This window comes from Flavobacterium rarum (SeqCode) (assembly GCF_965234445.1).
GTDB lineage: Bacteria > Bacteroidota > Bacteroidia > Flavobacteriales > Flavobacteriaceae > Flavobacterium > Flavobacterium rarum.
Map to the genome: position 1 here is coordinate 660,738 of NZ_OZ248479.1, position 24,306 is coordinate 685,043.

21 protein-coding genes are annotated in these 24,306 nt (G+C 32.3%); 5 read left to right on the forward strand and 16 right to left on the reverse strand.

Annotation, left to right across the window (positions count from 1 at the left end; translation table 11 throughout):
* Positions 1-100 precede the first annotated feature (100 nt).
* From AC8GF4_RS02720 to AC8GF4_RS02795, 16 genes are all read right to left on the reverse strand, one after another.
* Positions 101-847, reverse strand: coding sequence for a LytR/AlgR family response regulator transcription factor (locus AC8GF4_RS02720; protein WP_506592543.1), 747 nt, complete (start codon positions 845-847; stop codon positions 101-103).
* Positions 840-2,582, reverse strand: a complete 1,743-nt coding sequence (locus tag AC8GF4_RS02725) for a tetratricopeptide repeat-containing sensor histidine kinase (RefSeq protein ID WP_506592546.1) — start codon at positions 2,580-2,582, stop codon at positions 840-842. Before AC8GF4_RS02725 ends, AC8GF4_RS02720 begins: the two co-directional genes overlap by 8 nt.
* A 2-nt stretch (positions 2,583-2,584) precedes the next feature.
* Positions 2,585-3,007 carry a hypothetical protein gene (locus AC8GF4_RS02730; protein ID WP_506592548.1) on the reverse strand — a complete coding sequence of 141 codons (423 nt, stop codon included), beginning with the start codon at positions 3,005-3,007 and terminating at the stop codon, positions 2,585-2,587.
* A 976-nt stretch (positions 3,008-3,983) separates the two neighbouring features.
* Positions 3,984-5,522, reverse strand: a complete 1,539-nt coding sequence (locus AC8GF4_RS02735) for an outer membrane beta-barrel protein (RefSeq protein ID WP_506592550.1) — start codon at positions 5,520-5,522, stop codon at positions 3,984-3,986.
* The gene (locus tag AC8GF4_RS02740; RefSeq protein ID WP_506592552.1) at positions 5,512-6,063 is read right to left on the reverse strand and encodes an RNA polymerase sigma factor; all 552 of its coding nucleotides are present in this window, start codon (positions 6,061-6,063) and stop codon (positions 5,512-5,514) included. The genes AC8GF4_RS02735 and AC8GF4_RS02740 overlap by 11 nt, the downstream gene beginning before the upstream one ends.
* A gap of 39 nt (positions 6,064-6,102) precedes the next feature.
* A complete protein-coding gene (locus tag AC8GF4_RS02745) occupies positions 6,103-7,419 on the reverse strand; it encodes an Lcl C-terminal domain-containing protein (RefSeq protein WP_506592554.1) in 1,317 nt (438 codons plus the stop codon).
* A 12-nt stretch (positions 7,420-7,431) separates the two neighbouring features.
* Positions 7,432-8,064, reverse strand: coding sequence for a hypothetical protein (locus AC8GF4_RS02750; protein WP_506592556.1), 633 nt, complete (start codon positions 8,062-8,064; stop codon positions 7,432-7,434).
* A 121-nt stretch (positions 8,065-8,185) separates the two neighbouring features.
* Complete coding sequence (locus AC8GF4_RS02755; RefSeq protein ID WP_506592558.1) at positions 8,186-9,772, reverse strand: hypothetical protein; 1,587 nt, start codon at positions 9,770-9,772, stop codon at positions 8,186-8,188.
* A gap of 176 nt (positions 9,773-9,948) precedes the next feature.
* On the reverse strand, positions 9,949-11,145 hold the full coding sequence (locus tag AC8GF4_RS02760) for a DUF4249 domain-containing protein (RefSeq protein ID WP_506592560.1): 1,197 nt from the start codon (positions 11,143-11,145) through the stop codon (positions 9,949-9,951).
* Between the two features lie 15 nt (positions 11,146-11,160).
* A complete protein-coding gene (locus tag AC8GF4_RS02765) occupies positions 11,161-12,378 on the reverse strand; it encodes a DUF4249 domain-containing protein (RefSeq protein ID WP_506592562.1) in 1,218 nt (405 codons plus the stop codon).
* Between the two features lie 4 nt (positions 12,379-12,382).
* Positions 12,383-15,163 (reverse strand): TonB-dependent receptor, encoded by a 2,781-nt coding sequence (locus AC8GF4_RS02770; RefSeq protein WP_506592564.1) that lies wholly within the window; start codon positions 15,161-15,163, stop codon positions 12,383-12,385.
* Between the two features lie 4 nt (positions 15,164-15,167).
* Complete coding sequence (locus AC8GF4_RS02775; protein ID WP_506592566.1) at positions 15,168-15,914, reverse strand: hypothetical protein; 747 nt, start codon at positions 15,912-15,914, stop codon at positions 15,168-15,170.
* A gap of 376 nt (positions 15,915-16,290) precedes the next feature.
* Positions 16,291-18,426, reverse strand: coding sequence for a polyribonucleotide nucleotidyltransferase (locus tag AC8GF4_RS02780; protein ID WP_506592568.1), 2,136 nt, complete (start codon positions 18,424-18,426; stop codon positions 16,291-16,293).
* Positions 18,427-18,631: 205 nt separating this feature from the next.
* On the reverse strand, positions 18,632-18,898 hold the full coding sequence (gene rpsO, locus AC8GF4_RS02785; protein WP_506592570.1) for a 30S ribosomal protein S15: 267 nt from the start codon (positions 18,896-18,898) through the stop codon (positions 18,632-18,634).
* Between the two features lie 112 nt (positions 18,899-19,010).
* A complete protein-coding gene (locus AC8GF4_RS02790; RefSeq protein ID WP_506592572.1) occupies positions 19,011-19,982 on the reverse strand; it encodes an energy transducer TonB in 972 nt (323 codons plus the stop codon).
* A 31-nt stretch (positions 19,983-20,013) separates the two neighbouring features.
* Entirely contained in the window at positions 20,014-20,469 is a 456-nt protein-coding gene (locus AC8GF4_RS02795) for an XrtF-associated fRMsr-like GAF protein (RefSeq protein WP_506592574.1), read from the reverse strand.
* A gap of 70 nt (positions 20,470-20,539) precedes the next feature.
* On the opposite strand from AC8GF4_RS02795, the gene xrtF reads away from it, so the two are divergent.
* From xrtF to AC8GF4_RS02820, 5 genes are all read left to right on the forward strand, one after another.
* Complete coding sequence (gene xrtF, locus AC8GF4_RS02800; RefSeq protein WP_506592576.1) at positions 20,540-21,076, forward strand: exosortase family protein XrtF; 537 nt, start codon at positions 20,540-20,542, stop codon at positions 21,074-21,076.
* Positions 21,066-21,509: an exosortase F system-associated membrane protein gene (locus AC8GF4_RS02805; protein WP_506592578.1), complete on the forward strand. Its 444-nt coding sequence runs from the start codon at positions 21,066-21,068 to the stop codon at positions 21,507-21,509. Before xrtF ends, AC8GF4_RS02805 begins: the two co-directional genes overlap by 11 nt.
* Before the next feature lie 62 nt (positions 21,510-21,571).
* The gene (locus AC8GF4_RS02810; protein ID WP_506592580.1) at positions 21,572-22,402 is read left to right on the forward strand and encodes an ATP cone domain-containing protein; all 831 of its coding nucleotides are present in this window, start codon (positions 21,572-21,574) and stop codon (positions 22,400-22,402) included.
* 40 nt (positions 22,403-22,442) lie between these two features.
* Positions 22,443-23,795, forward strand: a complete 1,353-nt coding sequence (locus tag AC8GF4_RS02815; RefSeq protein WP_506592582.1) for an MBL fold metallo-hydrolase RNA specificity domain-containing protein — start codon at positions 22,443-22,445, stop codon at positions 23,793-23,795.
* A gap of 68 nt (positions 23,796-23,863) precedes the next feature.
* Positions 23,864-24,274, forward strand: a complete 411-nt coding sequence (locus AC8GF4_RS02820; RefSeq protein WP_506592584.1) for an HYC_CC_PP family protein — start codon at positions 23,864-23,866, stop codon at positions 24,272-24,274.
* The last annotated feature ends 32 nt before the right edge of the window (positions 24,275-24,306 follow it).

Consider the following 24,306-nt stretch of genomic DNA (forward strand, 5'->3'; position numbering starts at 1 on the left):
CTGAAAATTTACTCGAACTGACGACCGAAACGTCATTATATATTGCTTTTTTTAGAATAAAATTACACCTCACAATGATATACGAGCGCAAAACCAATCCCTAAGACAAAATATTCATTTTTTTGATGAAGTCTTTATAGGAGTCGCTTAGGTTTACTTTGTGACCGCCTTTGAGGATGATCAAATTATCGGCTAGGATGATTTCTTCTATCTTGTCGGTGTTGACAATGTAGTTTCTGTGGGTACGGGTGAATTTGTTTTTGTCGAGCAATGCGCTGATTTTGGTGAGCGAAATCAAGATGACAAATTTTTCTTTCTCGGTGACGATGTTGCAATAACGATCCTCAACTTCAATGTATAAAATGTCTTGAAGGGACACTTTTTTGAGTGCGTTTTTCTTTTTGATGAACATATAATCATTGCTGATTACGGTGTCTTGGTCTTCGCTCAGGAAAACATTGGTTTGCTCGTAGAATTTTTCGACAGCCATTTCCAGTGCGTAAAGAATTTCTAGTTCGTTGAAGGGTTTCATCAGGAAGCTGAAAGGCTTGGTGAGTTTAGCTCTCTCAAAAATCTGGCGATCTTGTGAACTGGTCAAGAATACAAAAGGTTTACAACCGTTTGGCACAATATTAATAGTCTCGGCAAAGGTTATTCCGTCTGGTTTTCCGTCGAGGAAAACATCGATTACAATAATGTCTACGGGGTTTTGGTAGAATAAGGTTAGGGCATCTGTATAATTTCTGGCAACGCCTACAATGTTGTATTTGTTGGCCAGTAAGACTTTGCTCAGTGCATCACTTTGCTCTGGGGTGTCTTCTATAATAAGTACATTGATGTTATCCATTTTGTTCTGTTTTTGGGAACGAAAGTATCATTTTGGTTCCTTTGTTGAGTTCGCTTTCTATGGCTAGTGTTCCTCCGTTTTTCTTGATCATTTGTTTGCACAATTGCATCCCGAGGCCTGTACCTATTATCTCCGAATTGCTTTTCTTGGCCAACAACTCGTTGTCTTCCAGCAACTCGTTTATGGTGTTTTGGTTCATACCCAAACCGCTGTCCTGAATCACTAGTTGGCAAAAATTGGTGTTGGTTTCGACGGTATAAAAACTAATTTTGCTGTTCTCTGGTGAGAATTTGATAGCGTTGTCGAGAAGGTTGCGCAAAACAATTTTTAGCGAATCGAGATCAACGAAGATAAAACTATTTTTGGAAACGGCGTTCTCAAAAGTAATGCTTTTGTCGAGCAGTAAGGGTTTGTAGTTGTATTCTATTTGTTGCACGATGGAATACAAATGCACCGAATCTTTGCTGAAATACAATTGTTTGGTTTGCAACAACGCCCAGTGGAGCAAGTTGTCCAGCAAACTGTAGGCGCCGTTTGCAATGGCACTGTTTTGGTGCAAAAGCTGGTCTAGCTCGCTGTAGTTTTTGGTTTCTAGCGAATTGGTTAGTTTGGTATTGCTGGTTTTGAGGGCATTTACCGAGGAGCGCAAATCATGACTCACTATGGAGAACAATTGATCCTTGGTAGAATTGAGCTCGTCTAGTTTTTCTTTTTGAGTAAGGATGATTTTGGCGTTTTTCACTTTTTGAGCATAGACATAAACACCTCCTACCAAAAACAATAATAAACCAACTGTTGAAAAAAACATGGTATTACGTTGGGTGTCTTTTAGTTTGTTTTCGACCTTAAGTACTGAGATTTGTTTTTGTTTTTGTGCTACCGCATATTTCTTTTCGTAGTCTGCGAGTGCCCAGACTTTGTTTTGGTTGTTGAGAGAATCTTTCCATTGCTCTGATTCTTTTCTGTAAGCTAAAGCTTCTTTGAAGTTGTTTCTGTTTTCTTCGACAACAGCCATATTTTTTGAAGCCAAATATTTTGAGCCAAAATCAGCTATTGTTTTAGATATGTTATAAGATTTTTTAAAATAATGAATAGCTAAATTATCCTTATATTGTTCATAATATAATGTGGCTAAATTCATATAAGAAGAGCAAATATTTTTTTTGTTTCTAAACTTTAAATTTAGTTCTAAATTTTTCTGCAAATATTTTTCTGCTTTTTCAAATTTTTTGAGAAAAATATAAGTTGTACCTATTCCATTATATGAGTCAGCTAAAATTTTAAAATCTTTGATTTTTAAAGATTGATTTTCGGAAATATTAAAATAATAAAGTGCATTGTTAAATTCTTTTAACTCTAATAATGTAGCTCCTAAAGTAAAATTTCTTAAAGTTGCAAGTTCGAAGTCTGATGATGTCAAACTAAGTTCTTTCTTTGCCTCATTATAAAGTTTTTTGTTGAAAAAACTTACTCCTCTAAAGTAATGACAATAATCCACTATCTTTTTGTCATTACTACTGCCTAGCTGTTTCATAGAATAGACCAATGTAGAATCCCAATCTTTTTTTAAATAAAAAGATTGGGCTTTTACTAAATTTATTTCCTCTTTAAATTCAATTGAATTTAGATGAAGAATCTTTTTTTCAAAAAAAGTCTCCATAACATTTTGTGAAAAAAGTGAAACAGGAATTAATAGGAGAATATAAAAGAAATATTTTTTGCTTTTTAAGTTCATTTTTAAGGAACTTGCGTTGAAGTTCCTCGTGATGCTTCAGGATCCAAGTTTACCATAAAAGACTCAATTTTATTTATATTACCCACAGTAGGCGAAGTGTAATCTAGTTCTACGTACCACACATCGCAAGTTTCTGGGGTTTCCATGGAGAAATCATAATCGTAATTGATGGTCAAAACGCCGTCTTTTTCAACTGGTGGTTCAACAACGGGTGCGTCTGGAATTTCGGAGTTCATGTATACTGTAGCTCTTACTTTTAAGGTTAAAACACCGCCTTTTGGAGTGTAGAATTTTGCAGATACTAATGGGGCTACGGGGTAATTCACCTCACCTGGTTCTAGGAAAGTAAACGGTAAAGTGTTAATCTTGGTGGTTTGGACGGTTGGGTAAGGAGTAAAGGATAGTTCTTTGGTAGAATCACACATAGTAGTTTTTTTTAATAGTTAATTGTTTAATAATATTCACGCTAAAGATATTTTTTTTCTTTGAATAAAATGTATTGGTTTTATTATTTTTTTGAATTATTCGCTTTAAAAGGTGTAAAACAATGTTTTTTGATGGGATGGTGTGTTTAACCGCAAAGTGCGCAAAGTGCGCAAAGTGCGCAAAGGGTTACGCAAGGGGAGCAAAGGTTTTTTGTGTTTGTTTTTCTCGCAAAGGCGCAAAGGCGCAAAGTTTTGTTTTGTGTGTTGGTTTTGGCCACGGATTTAATGGATTAACGCGGATTTTTTAATAGTGGTTTTGTGGAGTTTAACCGCAAAGTGTGCAAAGGGTTACGCAAGGGGCGCAAAGGGTTGTTTTGTGTTTGTTTTGGGCATGGATTTGACGGATGGAACGGATTAACACGGATTTTTAAATAGGTGATTTGTGGAGTTTAACCGCAAGGTCCGCAAAGGGTTACGCTAGGGGCGCTAGGTTTTGTGTTGTGTTGGTTTTGGCCACGGATTTGAAGGATGGAACGGATTTACGCGGATTTTTAAATAGGTGATTCGTGGAGTTTAACCGCAAAGTGAACAAAGAGTTACGCAAGGGGCGCAAAGGTTTTTTTTTTGTGTTTGTTTTTCTCGCAAAGGCGCAAAGGCGCAAAGTTTTGTTTTGTGTGTTGGTTTTGGCCACGGATTAGACGGATTAACGCGGATTTTTTGATAGTTGATTTGGATGCTGTTTTTTGGTGTAAAGTTCTCGTTTTACGACCGCATGAGGGATAGGAGCAATCCGCCGCGGCGGAGCGGATAGCCCGACCGCAATAGTGAATGGAGCCGAATGAGCGGTTTGTATATTTGGCTCCATTTTCTATTGAGGTCATGCCCTAAAAATGAAAAACCCCAAGTCGAATGGATGAAATGGGGTTTTGTAAAATAATAAATTCTGTAAAAACTTTTCTATTCAAAATAGATTTCACTATTGCTTTTTTTGTTGGTCAAAAGAAAAAGAATATTGCAAACCAGTTTGTATTCCAAATGAGTAGGGCTTGTAATTTTGCGATCCATTTAAGTAATCTATAAGATGATACTTGACAATGGGCTCAAGATTGAGTTTTAGTTTTTCTGAAAATTTATAGTCAAGACCAAAACCAAAATTTATGCTAAATGATTTATCAGATAAATCTTTAATTACACCAACTTTAATTTCACTAGAATTTTGTGATTTTGCATTTACATTATTTTTGGTAAGGGACAAATAGCTAATCCCCGCTATAACTCCTACACCTATTTTATTGTGAATGAATTTGTATTTTACTTCTATTGGAATATCTGTGTATTCCAGTTCTTGCACAATAGTCATAGTACTGGAATTGTTAGACTGGCTGTAAATACTTGCGTTAGAAATAGAATTTAAGTAATTGATATTTTGGTAATTTGGTATATTTATTACTGCGTCTTTGGTTTGATAATTTAAGTTTGTCTTTTCTACTCCAAGGCGAATGCTCCAATTATTAGTTATTTCATAAGAGAGATACAAGCCATAACTGAACTTGATTTGAGAAGTTGTAGAATTGTTATTTAACCTAGTATCAATAGGAGAATTATTTGCTAGATATCCATAAACTGAAGGTGCCATGAATGCATATAAATCAAATTTATTTAAAATGACTTTGGCAGAGTCCTGCTTGTCTTCTGGGTATAATATTATTTCTGTTCTTTTTTCCTTTTTTTCTTTACTTTTTAGTGTATCTTTTTTTGAGGCTTCAGCTATTTCAGCATTCAGTTGTTTAGGGAATTCATGTTTAATAGCAGCATTTTTAGAATCTAATTTTTCTTGCTTATTTCCTGATTGCGCTACTACAGTTTTTGTACTTTTTAATGTATTACTATGTCTTTTTTTGGTTGTATTTGAATTTTGGTATTTAAATTTCTTTTCTTTACTGTTTGTTGAAGCCGTTATTTGGCTATTCTTTTTATTTGAAAAATTACGTTTACTTTGTATTGATTTGCTCAAACTGTTGTTGACTAGAGCTGTTGAGTTAGTTTTTTCAGTTGTCTTAACTAATAAATCTATATTCTCTCTTTTTTTATTTTCTTTTTTGTTCGTGTAAATGGAATCTATCTCCACACCATTTGATTTGTTTTTGTGGTCTGAATTTGTGTCTAGACTCGGATTGGCTATTTTAACATTGTCTCCATTTTTGTTATTGCTTTTATTTTCTTTTTCGCCGTCAAAATCTTCAAAAGTATTAAACGTGTCAACTCCAGTGTTTAGATTATTGGGTTTATTTGTAGTATTATAAATAGAGAAATATGGGTTAGTAAATATAAAAAGCAGAAGCGCCAAAGAAAATATTCCAGTCGTTTTTATCCAAAATGGTATGAAAACAATTCGTTTCTTTTTTCTTTTTTGAAGATCTTTTTGAATTGAATTCCAAATATTATCACTAGGCATTTGCTCTAAATCACTTAGTTTATCTCGAAGTGCTTTACCTATTTCTTTTTCATTTTTCATTGGCCCTATTGTAATTACGGAATGAATAAGTTTTTTTTATTTTCTCTTTTAAAATCGATTTTGTTCTATGAAGATTCGACTTTGAAGTGCCCTCAGAAATGCCAAGCATAGTTGCAATCTCTTGGTGCGAATAATCATCTAATTCATATAGGTTAAAGACTAGTCTATATTGATTGGGCAAATCTTGAATAATGGAGAGTAAGATATCTAACGGCAGATCAATTTCATGATCTTCAATAGTAATTTCTTCATAATAATCGTCTTTTATAGGCGTTAGACTATGGCTTTTTTTATAGCTGTCAATTGCCTTATTAATTGTAATTCTTTTTATCCATCCTTCAAATGAACCCTTATTATTGAATTTTTTTATATTGGTTAATATTTCTAAGAAAGCATTGTGCAAATTGTCTTCGGCCTCCGTTTTGTTTGAACAATACTTTAGACTCAGCACAAAAAGATTCGTTTTATACAGATTGTATAACTCTTCTTGTGCCTTGCTGTTTTGCTTGATGCAACCTTTAATAATTAGATCTAAATTCAAATAAAAAATGTATTACGCTTAAATGTATTGCTAATTATTTTAAAAATAACGTACAGCTCTTGTTTTAATACCTGTTGTATTTGGACTTTTAAGAACAGTTATTCTTTCTCCAGTTTTGAAGTTTATTGAATAGACACTAATAGCATCAATTTCTGAAGAGCTCCAATATGTTGAATTTGTTAAATTTCCCTTTCCATTAATAAATAGATTGTCATAGATTAATTGCAATTCTGCGAGAGAAGGCAAAAACCAATCGCTACTGATTTCTGTTTTATATAGAATAGCTTCCTTTGCGCTAACTGTACCGTTGCTTAATGCATTACACATTGCTGGATTTTTATAATAATTGGCTAAATCATTGTGGAAATTAACAATCGCGGCAGTATTATAAAGACCTTTCCCTATGTTGTTATTCCTAGAATCAGCTACTGGTGAGGTTGCACAACCCCATTCAAAACTACCTAAATCAACTAAAGAAACTTCTATATATCTCCATCCATCACTATAAGAACCTTTGTCGTAAAATACTATTCCATCTGATGGTCCTTTGTCACCAATACTATATTGTTCAATTGATTGATATGCTTTTTTTAGAACTACATTTTGTGTGGGATCGAAAATTTTTATGGAATCCAAAGTGAGAATTATTTTTCTGTCAAAATTCCAATACTTAGCTACTGGAGAGTCACCTTCCAATTTGATATTAATGTGCAATTCATTATTTACAAAAATAATTTCCCAGTTACCTGGATATTTTATACCATTAAAATTAAAAGTAAGAGTTGTATCTGGATTTGTGACAAAGAAGCCGCTCACATATTTATTGCTTCCGTTTTCAACATACTGAACTTTCCAGACAAATGGTGTTTGTTGGCTTGGATTAGCATTACAGAATGAAGAATTACAAGAGCTTATAATGTCTTCTTTTGAACAGCTATCGATCGCTAATTTAAGTTCTGCATTCGTGTTTATACTGAAAATTGTTCCATCTTTTAGAGTTGTTGTAATTGGGTAACTTATACTCAAAGATTGTTCATCGGTCATTTTTTCTAATAAAAGACTTAGTTGTTTGTCATTTAGCAAAAATCTAGTACCAATTGCTGCATATTCTTTATCATAAATTGTCAGATTCATTGGGTATTTGAAGTCTACGCATACAGTTTCATTTACAAGAGTATCCTTTAATGTACTTACTATCGAAATTAATTGAAATAATTCCGAGTCTTTAGTAATTATATTTTCAGGTGCAATGATAACTTCATCTATAATTTTAAGATTGTCATCTATATCGGTACATCCAAAAAACGCTAATATTATTACACAATAATAAAACAGTGGTTTTACTTTCTTTTTCATTCTATTTTATTTTTAATTAGTTGGCATGAAATTAAAACTGCAATCACCGTTTTGAAAATTACCAGTTCCAGTTTTTGGATACTGATTAGAATTCGCCTCACCCATTATTGCAACAACTATTTTTATATTTCCACATGTAACAGGATATTGTGGTTGAGCCCATTCTGCTGCATGGCGCATGTAATAGCTATTGGTGTATATAGTTACTGCGTATTTTTTGTTTTTTACTAAACTCAAGGGAGTGATATCCTTTGAAATAATTGTATTTGCAGTTATTCCTTCTATTTCTTCTGTTCTGATTTTAGCTTTTGATGCAACATCCCAAATTGTCATTACTACTTTGGCTTTAGCCTCGGGAATACGTACCGAAAGTGCAATTATATTCCCATTTGTTAGGGGGTAAAATTCAAATCCAATTTCAAAGCTATCATTTGTATCTCCACAAGGAAGTGAAAATTGATTGTACCCAGTTATTGCTAAATATTCTACAAGTGGATCCTCCTTTTTAAGAACATTTTTTGGTGGAGGTGAGATTGTTTCACTTGTTGATGGAATAGGAGTAGTTGCATCGACAGTTTCTTCTGAACAAGACAAAAGGAATGTAAAACAAAGAGATGCTATTAGAATTGTGGTGTATTTTTTCATAAACTTCTATACTTTTTATAATAGTCTTTGTAAGAAGGAAATGGTTGCGTTGTTGATTCAAAATAATTGAATTAAATTAAAAACCCCAATTCAAAATAATGAATTAGGGTTTTGATGTCGCTTATTGTACTTCAAAAGTATCTTTTAGAGAGATCGGGACACCTTGCTCTGTAAAACCTTCCAATGAAACCTCAAATATCCCTGTTACATCTGAGGTGTAAAAAGATATTGGATTCTCTTTGTTGAATGAGGTTATTTCCGGAAGCCATAATAATTGATAGCGATAATCTGGGATTCTTTCGTTTTTGGACCTGTCTGTGTAATCTGGGGTAAAAAATTTAGTTTCGTTTAAAGGTCTTTGGATTTCTGTTTGTATTATGTAATTACCAGTTGCTTTGGTTTGGTAGTCATTGTTTTTGGTCTCTATACTAACTAGCCCACCAAACAATCCAGGACCATATACATATCCTTCATTAACTAAACTTATTTTGTAAACGTTTGCCATATTATAATCAAAAAGTTCATTTGTATCTTGTATAACGACTCCATCCACTAAAACTAAAGGAGGTCCATAAACGGTAAGGTCTTTTTTGTCATTTCTAACATAAACTTTATAAGAGCCATTGTTTTTTCTATAATATAATTCAATTACTACTTCTATTATAGTTTCTTTAAATGTTGGGAAACGAGTGTAATTGTCAAGTACATATTCTTTTTGAAATGTATTAAAAAATGAATCTGTTTTGTAGTTTGTTACCAGACTGTCCTTTTTTATTTCATAATAGGCATTTTCAATTTGATTAGCTGTAGACTGTTCTTGAATAGCGATTGAGTCGTTTTCTGTAAGATTTAAATTGGATGAAAAAGATAATGATGCAGTTTGGGTTTTTTGAAATTCATCCAATTGTATGCTATAATCATTTCGGTTGTCATCAATAACTTGAATAACACAGTTTGTATTATTTGGATTTTTATCGAGTATAAAAGTAAATTTGCCTAATGAATTGGTTTTCAACGTTTTCAACGCAAATGACTTACCAGGTATTGAAAGTGAAATTATTTTATTACTAATACTTAATTCGGCTTTATCCGAACTAATAGATCCGGTAATGAGTTCTCCACGAAATTCCGGTACTATATTGATGTCTGTTGTTGGATTGTTTGAATTTGTTTTGGTATTAATTTCTTTGAACTCAACGGCGCTTTTTTGTTTGTTAATTGGCAAATTGACCAATTTTCTAACAGAAATGGAATAATTCCCTTTTCCGATACCATTAGATAACTGATTACTATTTAAATTTACTTTTTCTCTATTAGAGTATGTTTTTTTGTTTGTTTCTATAACAGAGTTTGTTTTATCAACGGCACCGGTTGCTGTAGCGTTTTGTTTTGTTACGGTTCTATTTTCTGTTATTAAGGATGTGTCGCTATTATTACTAAAGTTTGCACCTTGTTTGGGTTGGAATGGATTTATAATTGTAATGTCAATTACTTCAAAGTTTGTTGAAGAACTGTTTAGCATCCATTTAGTATAGGCAACTATTTTGTAATTACCCGTTTTTAATGTGGTTGGTAAGAAATAATCTCCTTTGCCAACTCCTTTATCTATATAAATTTTACTTTTTGAAACGACTTTTTTATCGCTATCAATAAGTTCTATGTATCCTATTTTGCTGATCAGACTTCTTGATGTATTAACGGGATTCATACAATACATTTTAAAATATAGTGTTTCTCCTGTTAGGAATGTAGTAGTATTTAAATGCAAAAATATTTTTTCTTGCATGGATTGTGTTATGCTTTTACTTTCAGTAATTGAATTGTTATTTTGTGCGCAAGAAAATAAATAGTTTACTACTATTAAAACGATACTTAGGGTAATTTTTAGTCTATCCAAAATGATGGTGTTACGTTAGATGAAAATGAGGTGCAATCTCCACAAGGAGGAGGAACCATTAGATATGTTATGTTACTACTGCCTAAGTGAACTAAAAGATTTCCGCTAATTGCCGAACGTAAAGCCGCTCCTTTGCACTCGGGTGTTGGATTAAAACAATCAACATATAGTCTTTCTGTACAGTCAATAAAATAGGGTGGTAGAGGCTCTTTTGGAAATAAATCGGCATAATTAAAAAAAATTCGTTTTGAAGAAACAGAAGAGACTTCAAAAAACCCAATAACTTTTTCATTGGGGTTGTCAGAAGATTTTATGTTTCCATAAAAAAAACCAGGTTGGGTTTGAGATAAGATGCTTTCATTGCCAGATATTTCTTTTAATGTTTTGTAAAAACTATAGGCTTCAATTGTTTGAATGTATTGGCGAACTAAAATGCTATAACGATGACTAATAATGTAGTTTTGATTGCTAATGAATCGTATGGGGAAGTGAACTCTATCTTCTAGAAATTGATTTGTTGAGGTTTGTATTATATTGTCTTCTTTTTTAGTTGTATAACAAGTTTTTGTCTCTTGTGTTCTTGGAAGAACAATAATAGCAGGATGGGTTTCGTCTGGCGCTAGGGGTAAAAGTTTAGTCATTCTAGCGTCCCATTGTGGTGCCATTATTTTGTATGTTTCTTCATATTCATATCTGTAATATTTTGAGGTACCAGTAGGGTCATAACTATTTACATTAATTTCAACTCCTCTGTCGCCTTTTCTAGTTTCTACTCTTACATCGATATTTTGGATTTCATTGATAGTTGTCAATGTTTGAGGAGTAGAATAATATACTTTCCCTTGGCTGGTTATTATGTCCAAACGGTATTTTCTTCCCGGGATAGCGTTAAACTCTGTTTGTGAAACATAAACACTGTCTTTTTGATCAAATACATATTTGTTATTTTCTGTATCAGTTACGGTTACTAATGCGCCAGATTCAATGGTTGTCTCTTCCTCTTCAAGTCGATAGGTTCTTGTGATTTTTATTTCTTGTTTTTTTAATTCGTTTGTTATAGTAGCTTCTACCACTAGTGCATTTTCAAAAGTATTTGTTTGAAGTGCATATTGCTCTGTACAACTTATTAAGGTCAAGCAGAGTATTAATTGTAGAAAAAATATATTTAATTGAAATGGTTTCATTAATAACTATTTAAATTAATTTGTCCAAAATGGTGGTACAATGTTGGATGAAAAACTGGTACAGTCACCACAAACTATAGGTACCATTTCATAAGTTGTAAATTGAGGATTGGAATATTGATAGCTATTTAAATATACTAATTTATTTGATTCTATTGTTGAAAGAAGTTGTGCTCCTCTACAATCTGGGTTTTCTGATATAAAGCAAAATGTCCAAACTCTAATATCACAACTGTCAAAGTAGGGAGGTAGTGGTTCGCCTGGAAATAAATCTAAATAATTAAAAAAAATTCTTTTCGAAGAGACAGAGGAGACATCAAAAAAACCAACTACTTTTTCATTTGGATTTTCCGATGATTTGATGTTGCCATAAAAAAAACCAGGTTGATTTTGTGACAATATATTGTCTGAGCCAGATAATTCTTTTAGTGTTTTGTAATATGTGTAGGCTTCTAAGTTTTGAATGTATTGTTTGGTTAAAATGCTGTATCTGTGAGAAATAATATAATTCTGATTACTAATGAATCGAATTGGAAATGCAATTCGATCTTCTTTTAATGAATTTGTCGATGATATTAGAATTTCTTTTGATTTATCGGTACTGTAGCAAATTTTAGATTCTCCCTCTCTAGGAATCAGACCAATTTCTTTATGGTTGCTTTCTGGTAAGGGAGGTAATAGAATAGCTTTATCTTGATCCCACAGAGGTGTTACTATTTTATAGGTTTCTTCATATTCATATCTGTAATATTTGGAACTGTTTTTCGGGTCATAACTATTTACTGTAATTTGGACGCCTCTTTGATTACCAAAGGTCTGAACAGTTGCATCTACACTCTGAATTTCATTCACACTTGGTAATGTTTCCGAAGTAGAGTAATATAGTTTTCCTTCTTTGGTGACTATGTCTAGTCGGTATTTTCTTCCTGGTATCGCTTGAAATTCAGACTGAGAAACATATACAGTGTCTTTCAAGTCAAAATCATATTTATTGTTTTCATTATCGGTTACAGTTACGGTTGCTCCTGATTCAATTGTTGTCTCTTCTTCTTCCAGTCGATAGGTTCTGGTTATTTTTATTTCTTGTTTTTTTAACTCATTTGTTATAGTGGCCTCTACAACAAGTGCATCTTCAAAAGTATTTGTTTGTAAGGCATATTGCTCTGTACAGCTATTTACTATAAAAGAGATAGTTAATAATAGAATAATTTTATTTAGATGCTTATATTTCATGTTATTAAAACTTAAAGTTATAGGTAATACTTGGAATTGGGATTGCAAAAATGGATGTTTTGTACGCTTTAATTTTGCCTTCTTCAGTTATAAAAAAGATAGAGTACGGGTTGTTTCTTCCCAATACATTATAAACAGATATATTCCAAAAACTATGGGTTGTTTTTTTTAATTTATGATTACCCTCAATATTAAAACCAATGTCCAAACGGTAATAATCTGGAATTCTGAATTTATTTCTGTCACTATACAAAGTATATGAGGCATTTCCGTAATCATACTTGCCAATAGGATAAGTGATTGGTCTGCCGGATTGATAAATAAAATTACCAGAAAAACTATAACGTTGCGTAATTTTATAATTTAGAACAGTGCTTACTTCGTGTGGTTTGTCAAAGTTAGTCGGAAAATATTTTCCGTTATTTACTTTTTCATCGTTAAATTTACTGTCTAGTTTTATAAAAGTACGGGAATAAGTGTATCCTAACCAGCCATTAAGCCTTCCAAATTGTTTTTTTAAAAGCAGTTCTATCCCATAGGCTTTGCCTACTCCTTGTAGTATTTCTGTTTCTATGTTTTCTTTTAAAACAAGATCTCCACCAACTTTGTAATCCAATATGTTTTTAGACTTTTTGTAGTATCCTTCTAAACTAATTTCTAATAGATCTTTATTGATGTTTTTAAAAAATCCTATAGAGTATTGTTGTGCTTCTTGTGGTTCAATATTTAAATCAGAAAGCTTCCAAGCATCTGTTGGAGACTGGGTTGTATTATTGGTTAATAAATGAATGAATTGAAAGGTCTTGTCATAACTTGTTTTTACTGAAAAATCATCCGTTATTAAATAACGAAGAGCTAATCTAGGTTCAAAACCTCCATAGGTTTTAATGACTTCATTGTTTTTATATTCATTTGTTGCAATAACGGTTGCATCATTTACGGGGACTCCTACTTGATAAACGCGTTGGATTGAATTTCCTAATGCGGCATAGAATGAATAGCGTAAACCTGCATTTAATAATATTTTATCCGTTATATTAAAATTATCTGAAAAATAAACGGCAGTTTCTAATCCTTTTTCATCTTCTATGTTAATTGGGATGAGTGTAGATTCTGTTTTTTTAGGATTTAGATAACCTGGGTCTATGTTGTATAATTTTGATGATATACCGTAGTTAAAAGTATGTTTTTTGTAGTATTGAGATTGTAAATTTACAAGTAGTTGAGATTCATTTAATTTATAACCAAAATCAAATGAATTAATCCCTTCTGCATTATAATCAATATTGAATTTATATTCACTATTAGTTAAAATCAAAGCGGCTTTGTTTTTACTGTTAAAAGAATGATCCCATTTTAGTGAAATTAAACGGTTGCTATACTTAAATAATGAATCGGATGAAATACTAAATTGATCATGACTATAATACAAAGTCGATTCAATATTATTATTGTCATTTATTTTATGGTTGTACTTCAATGTGCCATCGAAAAATGCGGCTTCACTATTTTTTAATGACTCTTCTTTTAAAGTCTTTAATATCCATTCTGAATAAGTTCCTCTCGCTCCAATTAATAAGCTTGATTTACCTTTTATAATTGGTGTTCCAACGGTAAGATTGCTGGTAACTGATCCAATTCCTCCTTCTCCAGTAGTTTTTTCTAAATTCCCTTTTTTAGTAGTAATATCAAAGACAGAAGACAGTCTTCCTCCAAATTGTGCGGGGATACTCCCCTTGTAAATATCTACTTTGTTAGTTGTGTATGGATTGACTGCTGAGAAAAAACCTAAAAAGTGAGAGGTGTTGTATAAAACAGCATTGTCAAGTAAGATTAAATTTTGGTCATCTTTCCCTCCTCTTACATTAAATCCTGCTGAACCTTCTCCCGTTGTTTTTATTCCCGGTAATGTTGCCGCTACTCTAAATATGTCTCTTTCTCCAAGTACTAATGGAACATTTTTAATGCCTTCAATATCTATTGTAGAAACTCCAGTGACTGCAGTTCTAATGTTTTTATTTCGATTCCCTTTTATTAAAACTTCATTAAGTTCATTTATACTTTCATTTATTGAAATATCAAGTTTTCCATTGTCATACACTATAACTTTTCGAATAATTTTTTCATAATTTACAGATTCAACTTCAATGTAATTAATGCCATATGGAAGTTTTAAGATATAATAACCTTCTGTATCTGTAACGGTATTTGTTTTCTTTTTTTGTACGCTAATAGATATGTTTGGAATTGGTTTTCTAGTTTTTCTATCTTTTATATACCCAGAAAGTGAATATATTTTCGTTTCAAATTTCTTTTTTTCCTTACCTATTAGTGTCGTACTTATGTTTGCTTTTTTAGATAATTGAAGGCTATCTTTTTCTTTATAGAAAATTGGTTTTACCTCTGATTCTGTTGGTTTGTTTACAGTAGTGTTTTCTTCTGTTTTTAAAAAAAAATCTATTGGTAATTTATCGTAAATTAAACTGTTTTGTGTTAGGATTACCCTCTTTTTTGTGATGTAATAATTTATATCGGTATCTTCAAAAATACCATCTAGGATATTTTTAATGGTAGCTTCTTTGTAGTTTTTCGAAATAGAAATAGTATCATTGTTTAGCCATTTTGGATTAAAGTAAAACATATAGTTTGTTGTCTTCTCCAAGTTTTGCATTGCTGTTCTTCTATTAATATTGTTGAAATCTATTGATATTTTGTCATTAATTTTTTGAGAAAATAAAGCATGAAATGAAGTTAGGGTAATAATAGTAATAATTATTTTTCTCATCTAATTAGGCTTTTGTTGGGTAATGATTATTGATGTATCGGACTAAATTTTCGATGAACTGTACTTTGTTACTATTTTCAAGATTACCATTCATTCTATAATAATCACTAATTGTTTTTTTGTATTCGGGGAGTATTTTTTTTAGATTTTTTTCCGTGTTTATTTTGTAGAATTTTTGCTGGTATTTGATTACGAAAATTTCATGTTCCAAATAGTCACTATAAATACCATCAAACTGGTTGATTTCTTTTCTTTCTTTAAAATGTTTTATATAAAGTGAAATTTCATTTCCTAAAAAGTTTTCTTCATAAAATCCTTTTAAAAAATCAGGTTTTAATGACGGATCTAAATTGAAATTAATGAATTTTTTATTTTTAATAATAAAGAAATTTGTTTTACTACAGTTTAGGTTTATAGAAAGATTGTCCGTTTGGTTTTTGTGTTTGAATATCAACTGATCGTTTAATAAGTCATATTTCAGATTGATATTTAGATATATTTGTCCATCATAACTAAGTTGTCCAATGCTAAATTCCTCTTTAATATAATACCTATGATTTTGGGAAATCTTTCGGTAGGGATCAGTGTGAAGTGTTCCGTTATTTATGCCAAGATTTTCTCTTCCAACAATAGAGTCATACTCAGAATATAAAGGAATGTCAGAATTGGTTTGAGAATGTGTCTTGAATGCGATGGTTGTAAGTAGTGTTAATAATACCAAAAAATTTATTTTTGATTTTATAATTTGCATTTTTTGACATATTGGTTTCATGTAATGGATTTATAGGTAATTATATTTTTAATCAAATATAGAAAATACAACTTTTTTATAAAAGTACTATTAAATCCTACAAAAACAACTATTATTGTTATATTTTTGTTTTTTTTAGCAAATTTCTGCATAAAAGGATTTAAAAAAAATACTAAAAAAACTGTTGCTAATAATTTATGAATTCCATTTATTTTTGGTTTTTATTGTTTTTATTGAGTTTGATTTAGCTCTTTATTTGATTAGATACTGAAAATTTAAAAAGGTTGCGTTGAATCTAAACAAAAACGAGAAACCCCGTTTCACATACATGAAACGGGGTTTTCTATAAATAAACCTTTAGTAAACTAAGATTGGATTACTCTTTTTTCTCCTCACGTGGAGGTCTTGGCATTAAGGCTTTTCTAGATACTTTCTCTTTACGAGTTTTTGGGTCTAAACCTAAATACTTAATCATGAATACATCACCCATGTTTACTACATCGGTAACGTTTTCTGTTCTTTCCCAAGCCAACTCAGAAACGTGAAGCAATACTTCGTTTCCTGGAGCGTCTAGGTACTCAACAACTGCACCAAAATCAAGCATTTTGATTACTTTCACTTCATAAGCTTCCCCCATTTGTGGTTTGAAAGTAATCGATTGGATTTTGGCCAATACTGCTTCAATTCCAGCAGGATCGGTTCCAAGAATCTCGATAACACCTTGCTCGTCTACTTCGTTGATTACGATAGTTGTTCCAGTAGCTTTTTGTAATTCTTGAATTACTTTTCCACCAGGTCCAATCAACGCGCCAATAAAGTTACCAGGAATGGTTCTTGTAATGATTTTTGGAGCATACGTTTTAACATCTGCTTTTGGAGCTGCAAGTGTAGCAGTAAGTATGTTTAGAATATGCAAACGACCATCTCTAGCTTGTGCCAGCGCCGCTTCCATAATCTCATATTTCAATCCGTCAATTTTGATGTCCATTTGACAAGCTGTAATCCCTTCTGAAGTTCCAGTTACCTTGAAATCCATATCTCCCAAGTGATCTTCATCACCCAAAATATCTGATAAAACTGCAAAACGCTCTCCATCAGTAATCAATCCCATTGCAATTCCAGAAACAGGGCGTATCATTTGGATACCAGCATCCATTAATGATAATGTTCCAGCACATACAGTTGCCATAGAAGAAGAACCATTTGATTCTAATACTTCCGAAACTACACGAATGGTGTAAGGACAATCAGCAGGAATCATATTTTTCAAAGCTCTTTGAGCCAAGTTTCCGTGACCTACTTCTCTTCTTGAAGTTCCTCTTAACGGACGAGCTTCTCCTGTAGAAAATGGAGGGAAGTTGTAGTGTAAATAGAATTTTTCTTCACCTTGTTCTGATGGTGAATCAATTTGGTTTGCTTCTCTAGAAGTTCCTAAAGTGGCTGTTGCCAATGCTTGAGTTTCTCCACGAGTAAACAATGCAGAACCGTGAACTGATGGTAAATAATCTACTTCACACCAAATTGGTCTAATTTCAGTAGTTTTTCTTCCGTCAAGACGTGTTCCTAAATCCAAAGTTACGTTACGTACTGCTTCTTTGTTGGTTTTGTAGAAATATTTAGAAACTAAATCTCCATTTTCAGCCAATTCTTCTTCAGTAAATAAGGCTTTTACTTCTTCTTTTACGGCATCAAATGCAGCAGAACGTTCTTGTTTTGCAGAACCTTTGCTTGCAATAGCGTAAATTTTATCATAAGCTGCTGCTTTTACTTTAGCGTAAATGGCATCATCTGTTTTTTCCGTTTCGTAGGTACGAACTTCTTTTTTTCCAAATGCATTTGCCAATCTTTCTTGAGCTGCAATTTGTACTTTAATATGTTCGTGAGCAAATTTGATTGCTTCCAGCATTTCTGCTTCTGAAATTTCTTTCATTTCCCCTTCTACCATAGCGATAGAATCGGTTGAAGCTCCAATCATCATATCAATATCTGATAATTCTAATTGTGCACGAGAAGGATTAATGATGAATTTTCCATCAATTCTACCCACTCTAGCTTCAGAAATTAAGGTTTCAAAAGGAATGTCAGACAAGGCAAGTGCTGCCGAAGCGGCTAAACCTGCTAATGCATCTGGCATAACATCATCGTCATGAGACATTAACTGAATCATAACTTGAACTTCTGCATGGTAATCACTTGGGAAAAGCGGACGTAAAACACGGTCAACTAATCTCATTGTTAGCACTTCGCTGTCACTCGGGCGCGCTTCTCTTTTGAAGAAACCTCCAGGAAAACGACCTGCTGCTGCAAATTTTTCGCGGTAATCTACCGTCAATGGTAAAAAATCGATTCCAGGACTTGCTTTTCTTGATGATACAACTGTTCCTAAAATAACAGTTTTACCAATTCTTACTACAACAGATCCGTCAGCTTGTTTGGCTAAACGACCTGTCTCGATTGTGATGTTTCTGCCATCACCTAAATCGATACTCTCTACAAATAATTGTGGAATCATAATTTTTTTTCTTTAAGTTTAACATAGGTTTTAGTTGTGTTGTTGTTGCGTAGTTAATGCCTAAAACCCAATGAAAAACAAACTTTTTTTAAGACGGATAGATAATAGACGGATAGACAAAAGATGGTTTTTTCAAAAAATCTAAAATCTGCACTCTAAAATCTAAAATAAAAAAGAGGCACTTTCGCACCTCTTTATATATTGATTATTTTCTAATACCCAATACTTTGATAATCTCACGATATCTGTTGATCTCTGTCTTTTTCAAGTAATCCAACAATGATCTTCTTTTACCTACTAACAATACTAATGAACGCTCAGTGTTGTAATCATGACGATTTTTTTTCAAGTGCTCAGTAAGGTGAGTAATTCTGTATGTGAACAAAGCAATTTGCGCTTCAGACTTTCCAGTGTTTGTTTTTTCTCCGTGTTGTGCGAAGATCTCTTCTTTAATCTCTTTCGTTAAATACATGCTAATATTATTTAAATGATTTTTATGTATGTCGTACAGCTATTGTAAGACGGGTGCAAAAGTACTATTTATTTTTTGAAAAATAAACCTTTTTACTAAAATCGTATAAAAATCAATAATTAGGATATAAATTGTATTGTTTGGGCGAACTAATAGTTATGGGTAAAGAATATTTTTTTTTAATACCGATTCCTCTGCAAGTGCTTGGATTCCAATCTTTGTAGTTTTTAATTATTCGGATGACCTCTTTTCCTGTGTCATAGCCAATATCTCTAATTATTGTTACATCTTTTATGGAACCATCTTTTTCAACAAAAAATGACGCATATATTTTTCCTGTAATATTATTTGTAGAAACTTCTTTCGGTATTCTAAGATTTTTACCAATATAACTATAAAAAGCTTCCATGCCTTTTCTTGGGATTCCATTGTATTCAATAGTTTTATAGGTATGTTCTGTTTTGGAAGAATCAATACTAACACCATCTATTAAGATACCATTTTCATAATTTTCTGTATATGTATATTTGTCTATAATGTTAGTTCCTGTCCATTTACCTTGCTTTAAACGATTCTTTATTTCCCCTTGAGAACTTTCTTCTGGTTTGATTTCAGTATAAGTGCCATTTCCGTCAATTACTTTTTGAATTGCATTTTCATCCCAATAATGGATGAATTCAACATTTGGTACTAAATTCTTACTATCCCATGAAATTTCTTTTTCGGATTTTATATTTCCATTTTCATACCATTCGAATTGTTTCCCGTTTAAATTTGAGTCAGCATAATTTGATATTTGTTTTTTATTTCCATTTTCATAATAATAAATACAAGTACCATCAAGTTTTAATATGTTTTTGTCTTTTGTAGTCCCTCTCATTTCTAATTTTCCAGATTTATAAAAATCAGAAACCAAATAAGTATCCTTGTTTGTATAGTAGTCTTTGGTGATTCGGATGTATTTAAAATTATCCTCAGTACCTATGTTATGAAGAGAATCTAAATAAACGGCATCGTCATTTGACGTTTGACAAAAGCCAAAATTAAAAATAAAGTAGAAACAACAGAGGAAATTGAATTTCATATAAATATTTTTCAGATAAAAAAATGGAAAATCAATACAATTTCGCGATTTCCCCATTCACAAACTCTAAAAAGCGTTCGTCTTCTGCTGTAAATGGATCAATTACGTGACTGTCAATATCAATTTGTCCAATGTTTTCTCCATTTACAAATAATGGAACTACGATTTCTGATTTTACAGTAAAGCTGCATGCAATATAGTTGTCTTGTGCGGCCACATCAGGTACTACAAAGTTGGCATTCGATTCTGCTACTTGTCCGCAAATCCCTTTTCCGAAAGGGATAACGGTATGGTCTGTTTCTGCTCCTACATACGGCCCCAAGTGCAATGTTTTGGCTTCGTGATTGGCAAAATAAAAGCCTACCCAATTGTAGTAGGAAATAGAATTACTCAAAAGTTGGCAAACTGCTAAAAGTTTTTCGTCCCTAGAAAGTGTTGTGTTTAAAGTAATCTCCGTTACTTTGGGTTGTAATTCTTGAAAGTCCATGTTTTATTTTTTTTACAAAAGTATTTAATGCTCATTTTATAATTGCATAAATTTGTAAAAAAAAATAATTTTGAAAAAATATTTTGTCCTTTATAAACCTTTTTTGCTTTTTCTAGCTTCTTTTTTCGGGACTTACGTACTCTTAAGCTTATGCTATCAGTTTTTTTTGAATGGTTTTGAGAGTAATAAAACAGATTCAATAACGCACTTTGTAGCTCAAAATACTGAAGCTGTCCTTTCTTGGTTTTACCAATTGGTTCGTGTTGAAGAAGTGGTTAATGAACCTTTTTATTCGATCTATTTTCAAAATAAGAGTGTTGCTCGAATAGTAGAGGGTTGTAACGGAATAAGTGTAATTATACTTTTTATATCTTTCGTAATCGCCTTCTCCGGAAGTTTTAAGAACACTATGCTGTTTGTTTTTGGCGGAAGTCTATTCATTTATATTCTAAATGTACTCCGCATCGCTGCATTAACAGTTTTGTTGTATTATTTTCCAAAACAAGAACATCTTTTGCATGGAGTCTTGTTCCCGTTGATTATTTATGGAGTTGTTTTTGTTTTGTGGGTAATTTGGGTCAATAAATTCTCGAAATATGCTAAATAAAGTACTTCAAAATAAGCAAACTGTTTTTTTAATCGTTCTACTATTGTTTATTTTAGTCGCTATTCGTGCGTTTGAAAGTCAATTGTTTTACGATCCTTTTCTTCGCTATTTTGAAGGGGATTATTTAAAAATGCCTTTGCCGAACTACAATGGGTTTTGGTTGTTTTTGAGTATGTCTTTTCGTTTTTTTCTAAATGGAATGATATCACTAGCAATTGTTTATTGCCTTTTTAAGGACAAGGAAATGCTTCAATTTGCTTCAATTTTATATTTATTTTTCTTTGTGGTATTAATTGTTGGATTCTTTTCAGTTCTTCATTTTTATGGAAATCAAAATAATCTGTTGCTTTTTTATGTACGTCGATTTTTGATTCAGCCATTGTTTCTAATTCTTTTTATTCCAGCATTTTATTATCAAAAATTAAACAAGTAAGCTTTATTTTTTTTGTATCTTTAATCAGAATTTAGTACTTATTTTAGTCTGGTTCAAGTAAGATGAAAATTATAAAACATTCAGGTGCAATTGTAGATTTCAACAGATCAAAGTTGAAACAATCTCTCTTGAAATCAGGGGCCAGTCCTACTATTGTCGAAGAGGTTCTTCAGAGTATTGAAAAAGAAATTTATGAAGGTATTTCAACAAAATACATTTATAAAATGGCCTTTGGTCTTTTGAAAAAATCCTCAAATTCTCATGCAGCTCGATACAATTTAAGAGAAGCTATTCGGTTGTTGGGTCCTGCAGGTTTTTTCTTTGAGAAATTTATTGCTCGTCTTTTTTCTTCAGAGCATTATGAAACCAAAACAAATTTAACCCTTCAAGGCAAATGTGTAAAGCACGAAATAGATGTTTTTGTTAAGAAAAACAATAGCATTGCAATGCTGGAATGTAAGTTTCATGTTGGTAGAGATGCGGCTTCAGATGTAAAAGTTCCTATGTATATCCTTTCGCGTTTCAATGATCTGAAAGACAAAAACCACGATATATTTGACAAGAAAGACTTGATTTCAAAATGTTGGATTGTAACCAACAATCGGTTTACTTCGGATGCAGTTGATTTTGCAAAATGTTCTGGATTGAATTTGTTGAGTTGGGATTATCCCGAAGCAAATAATTTAAAAACTAAAATAGATAATTATCAATTATATCCGATCACCTGTTTGACTACATTATCCCTTTCAGAAAAAGACAAATTATTAATTCTAGATGTTATTCTGGTGAGAGAGGTTGTCAACAATAGAGCGGTTTTGGAGAAAATTGGGTTGAGTCCCAACAGAATGAAAAATGTTATGAAAGAAGCTTCAGAGCTGTGCAGATTTATTTAGTTTCTTAGAATTAGATTCGATTAATCAAAATTAAAAAAAAATGAAAATCACTTGTATTGGTGGAGTTGGAACGGTTACAGGATCCAAAACTTTGGTTGAAAGCAACGGTGTACGTATTTTGATTGATTGTGGTCAATTTCAAGGTTTGAAACCACTGAGAGAATTAAATTGGGAGCCATTACCTATTTTACCTTCTACTATAGATTTTGTTTTATTGACCCACGGTCATTTGGATCATTGTGGTTGGTTGCCAAGGCTTGTCAATCAAGGATTTGATGGTAAAATATATTGTACAAGTCCTACCAAGGATGTTGCCAAATTGATTCTTTTGGATAGTGCCAAAATACAGGAAGAAGATGCCAGATTGGCCAATGAAGGAAAATATTCAAAACACGAAATTGCTGAGCCTCTTTACACAATTGCCCAAGCTGAAAAGGTTTTTCCGCATTTTAGGGTTATAAATCCAAACGAAAGTATTTCATTGGATGCCGAAATCGAAGCCGTTTTTACAAATGCTGGTCATATTTTGGGTGCCTGTACGGTTGAGCTTCGGCTTGAAAATAAAATTGTCGTTTTCTCTGGAGATATTGGCCGTGACAATGATGTGTTGATGTATCCGCCCACGAAACCCAAAAAAGCAGATTATGTTTTTCTCGAAAGTACTTATGGCAATAGATTGCATCCAGATGTAGATCCCAAATTAGAACTTGAAATGTATATAAATAATGCATTTCACAATGGAGGTACAGTTATAATTCCAAGTTTTGCTGTAGAACGTGTGCAAAGTGTAATGTACTTGATTTGGAAGCTGAAAGAAGAAAATAGAATTCCAAATATTCCTTATATTATTGACACTCCAATGGGAATAAGTATGCTGGAACTTTTTGCCAATAACAGAAAATGGCACCGTTTGCGTTCTGAAGAGTTTACGGCTATGTGTAAAATGTTTACTCTAATTACCGATTATCAAGAAACGATTGATACCATTTATAATAAACATCCCAAAGTTGTAATTGCTGCTAGTGGAATGGTTACGGGCGGCAGAGTTTTAAGTTATTTGGAGCGTTATATTGGATTGCCAGAAACAACAGTAATTATTATTGGTTATCAAGGCGAAGGTACTCGTGGCAGAAAATTATTGGAAGGGGCAACAGAGGTCAAAATCCATGGAAAATATTATGATGTAAAAGCCAAAATACTTGAAATAGATGGGTTGTCTGCACACGGTGATCAAAAAGACTTGGTCAATTGGCTTTCTGAGTTAGGCAGTATTGAAAAAGTTTTTTTGGTTCATGGAGAAAAGGAACCAGCGGATGAACTTAGAATAAAAATTCAAGAAAAGTACGGAATCGAATGTGTGATTCCTAGCATGGGCCAAGTATTTGAATTGTAGTTTTAACTTTTTTTAAAGTTTAACAAGAATTTGATTTATTCCTTATATAATAGTTTTAATTTTGCATTATGATTTTCAAAAAACAAATAAGCCTATTTCTTGCAGTCCTACTATTGGTTTCCAATGTTGGACTGGCTTTTAATGTGCATTATTGCGGAGGTGAATTGGCCTCTGTTTCTTTGAATTCCCCTTTGCCTTCATTTAAAAGTGAAAAAGGCTGTTGCGAAAAGTTAGTTTCTAAAAAAGACAGTTGCTGCAAAGACAAAAAAGTTGTTATCCAGAAAAAAACAGAAAGTAATGTTTTTAAATCATTTTCTTTCCTAATGGATTGTGCGTTCCTCATTCCAGAAACACATTCTTTTGTATTTACTGCTGTAGAAAATTTTAAAAACAATAAGACGCTTTCTTATTATTGTGATGCCAATGCACCGCCTCTTTTCAAGCTGTACAGCCAGTATATCCTTTACGATAAATTGTAATGTTTAATTAGAATTGAATCTGTTTTTTAAGG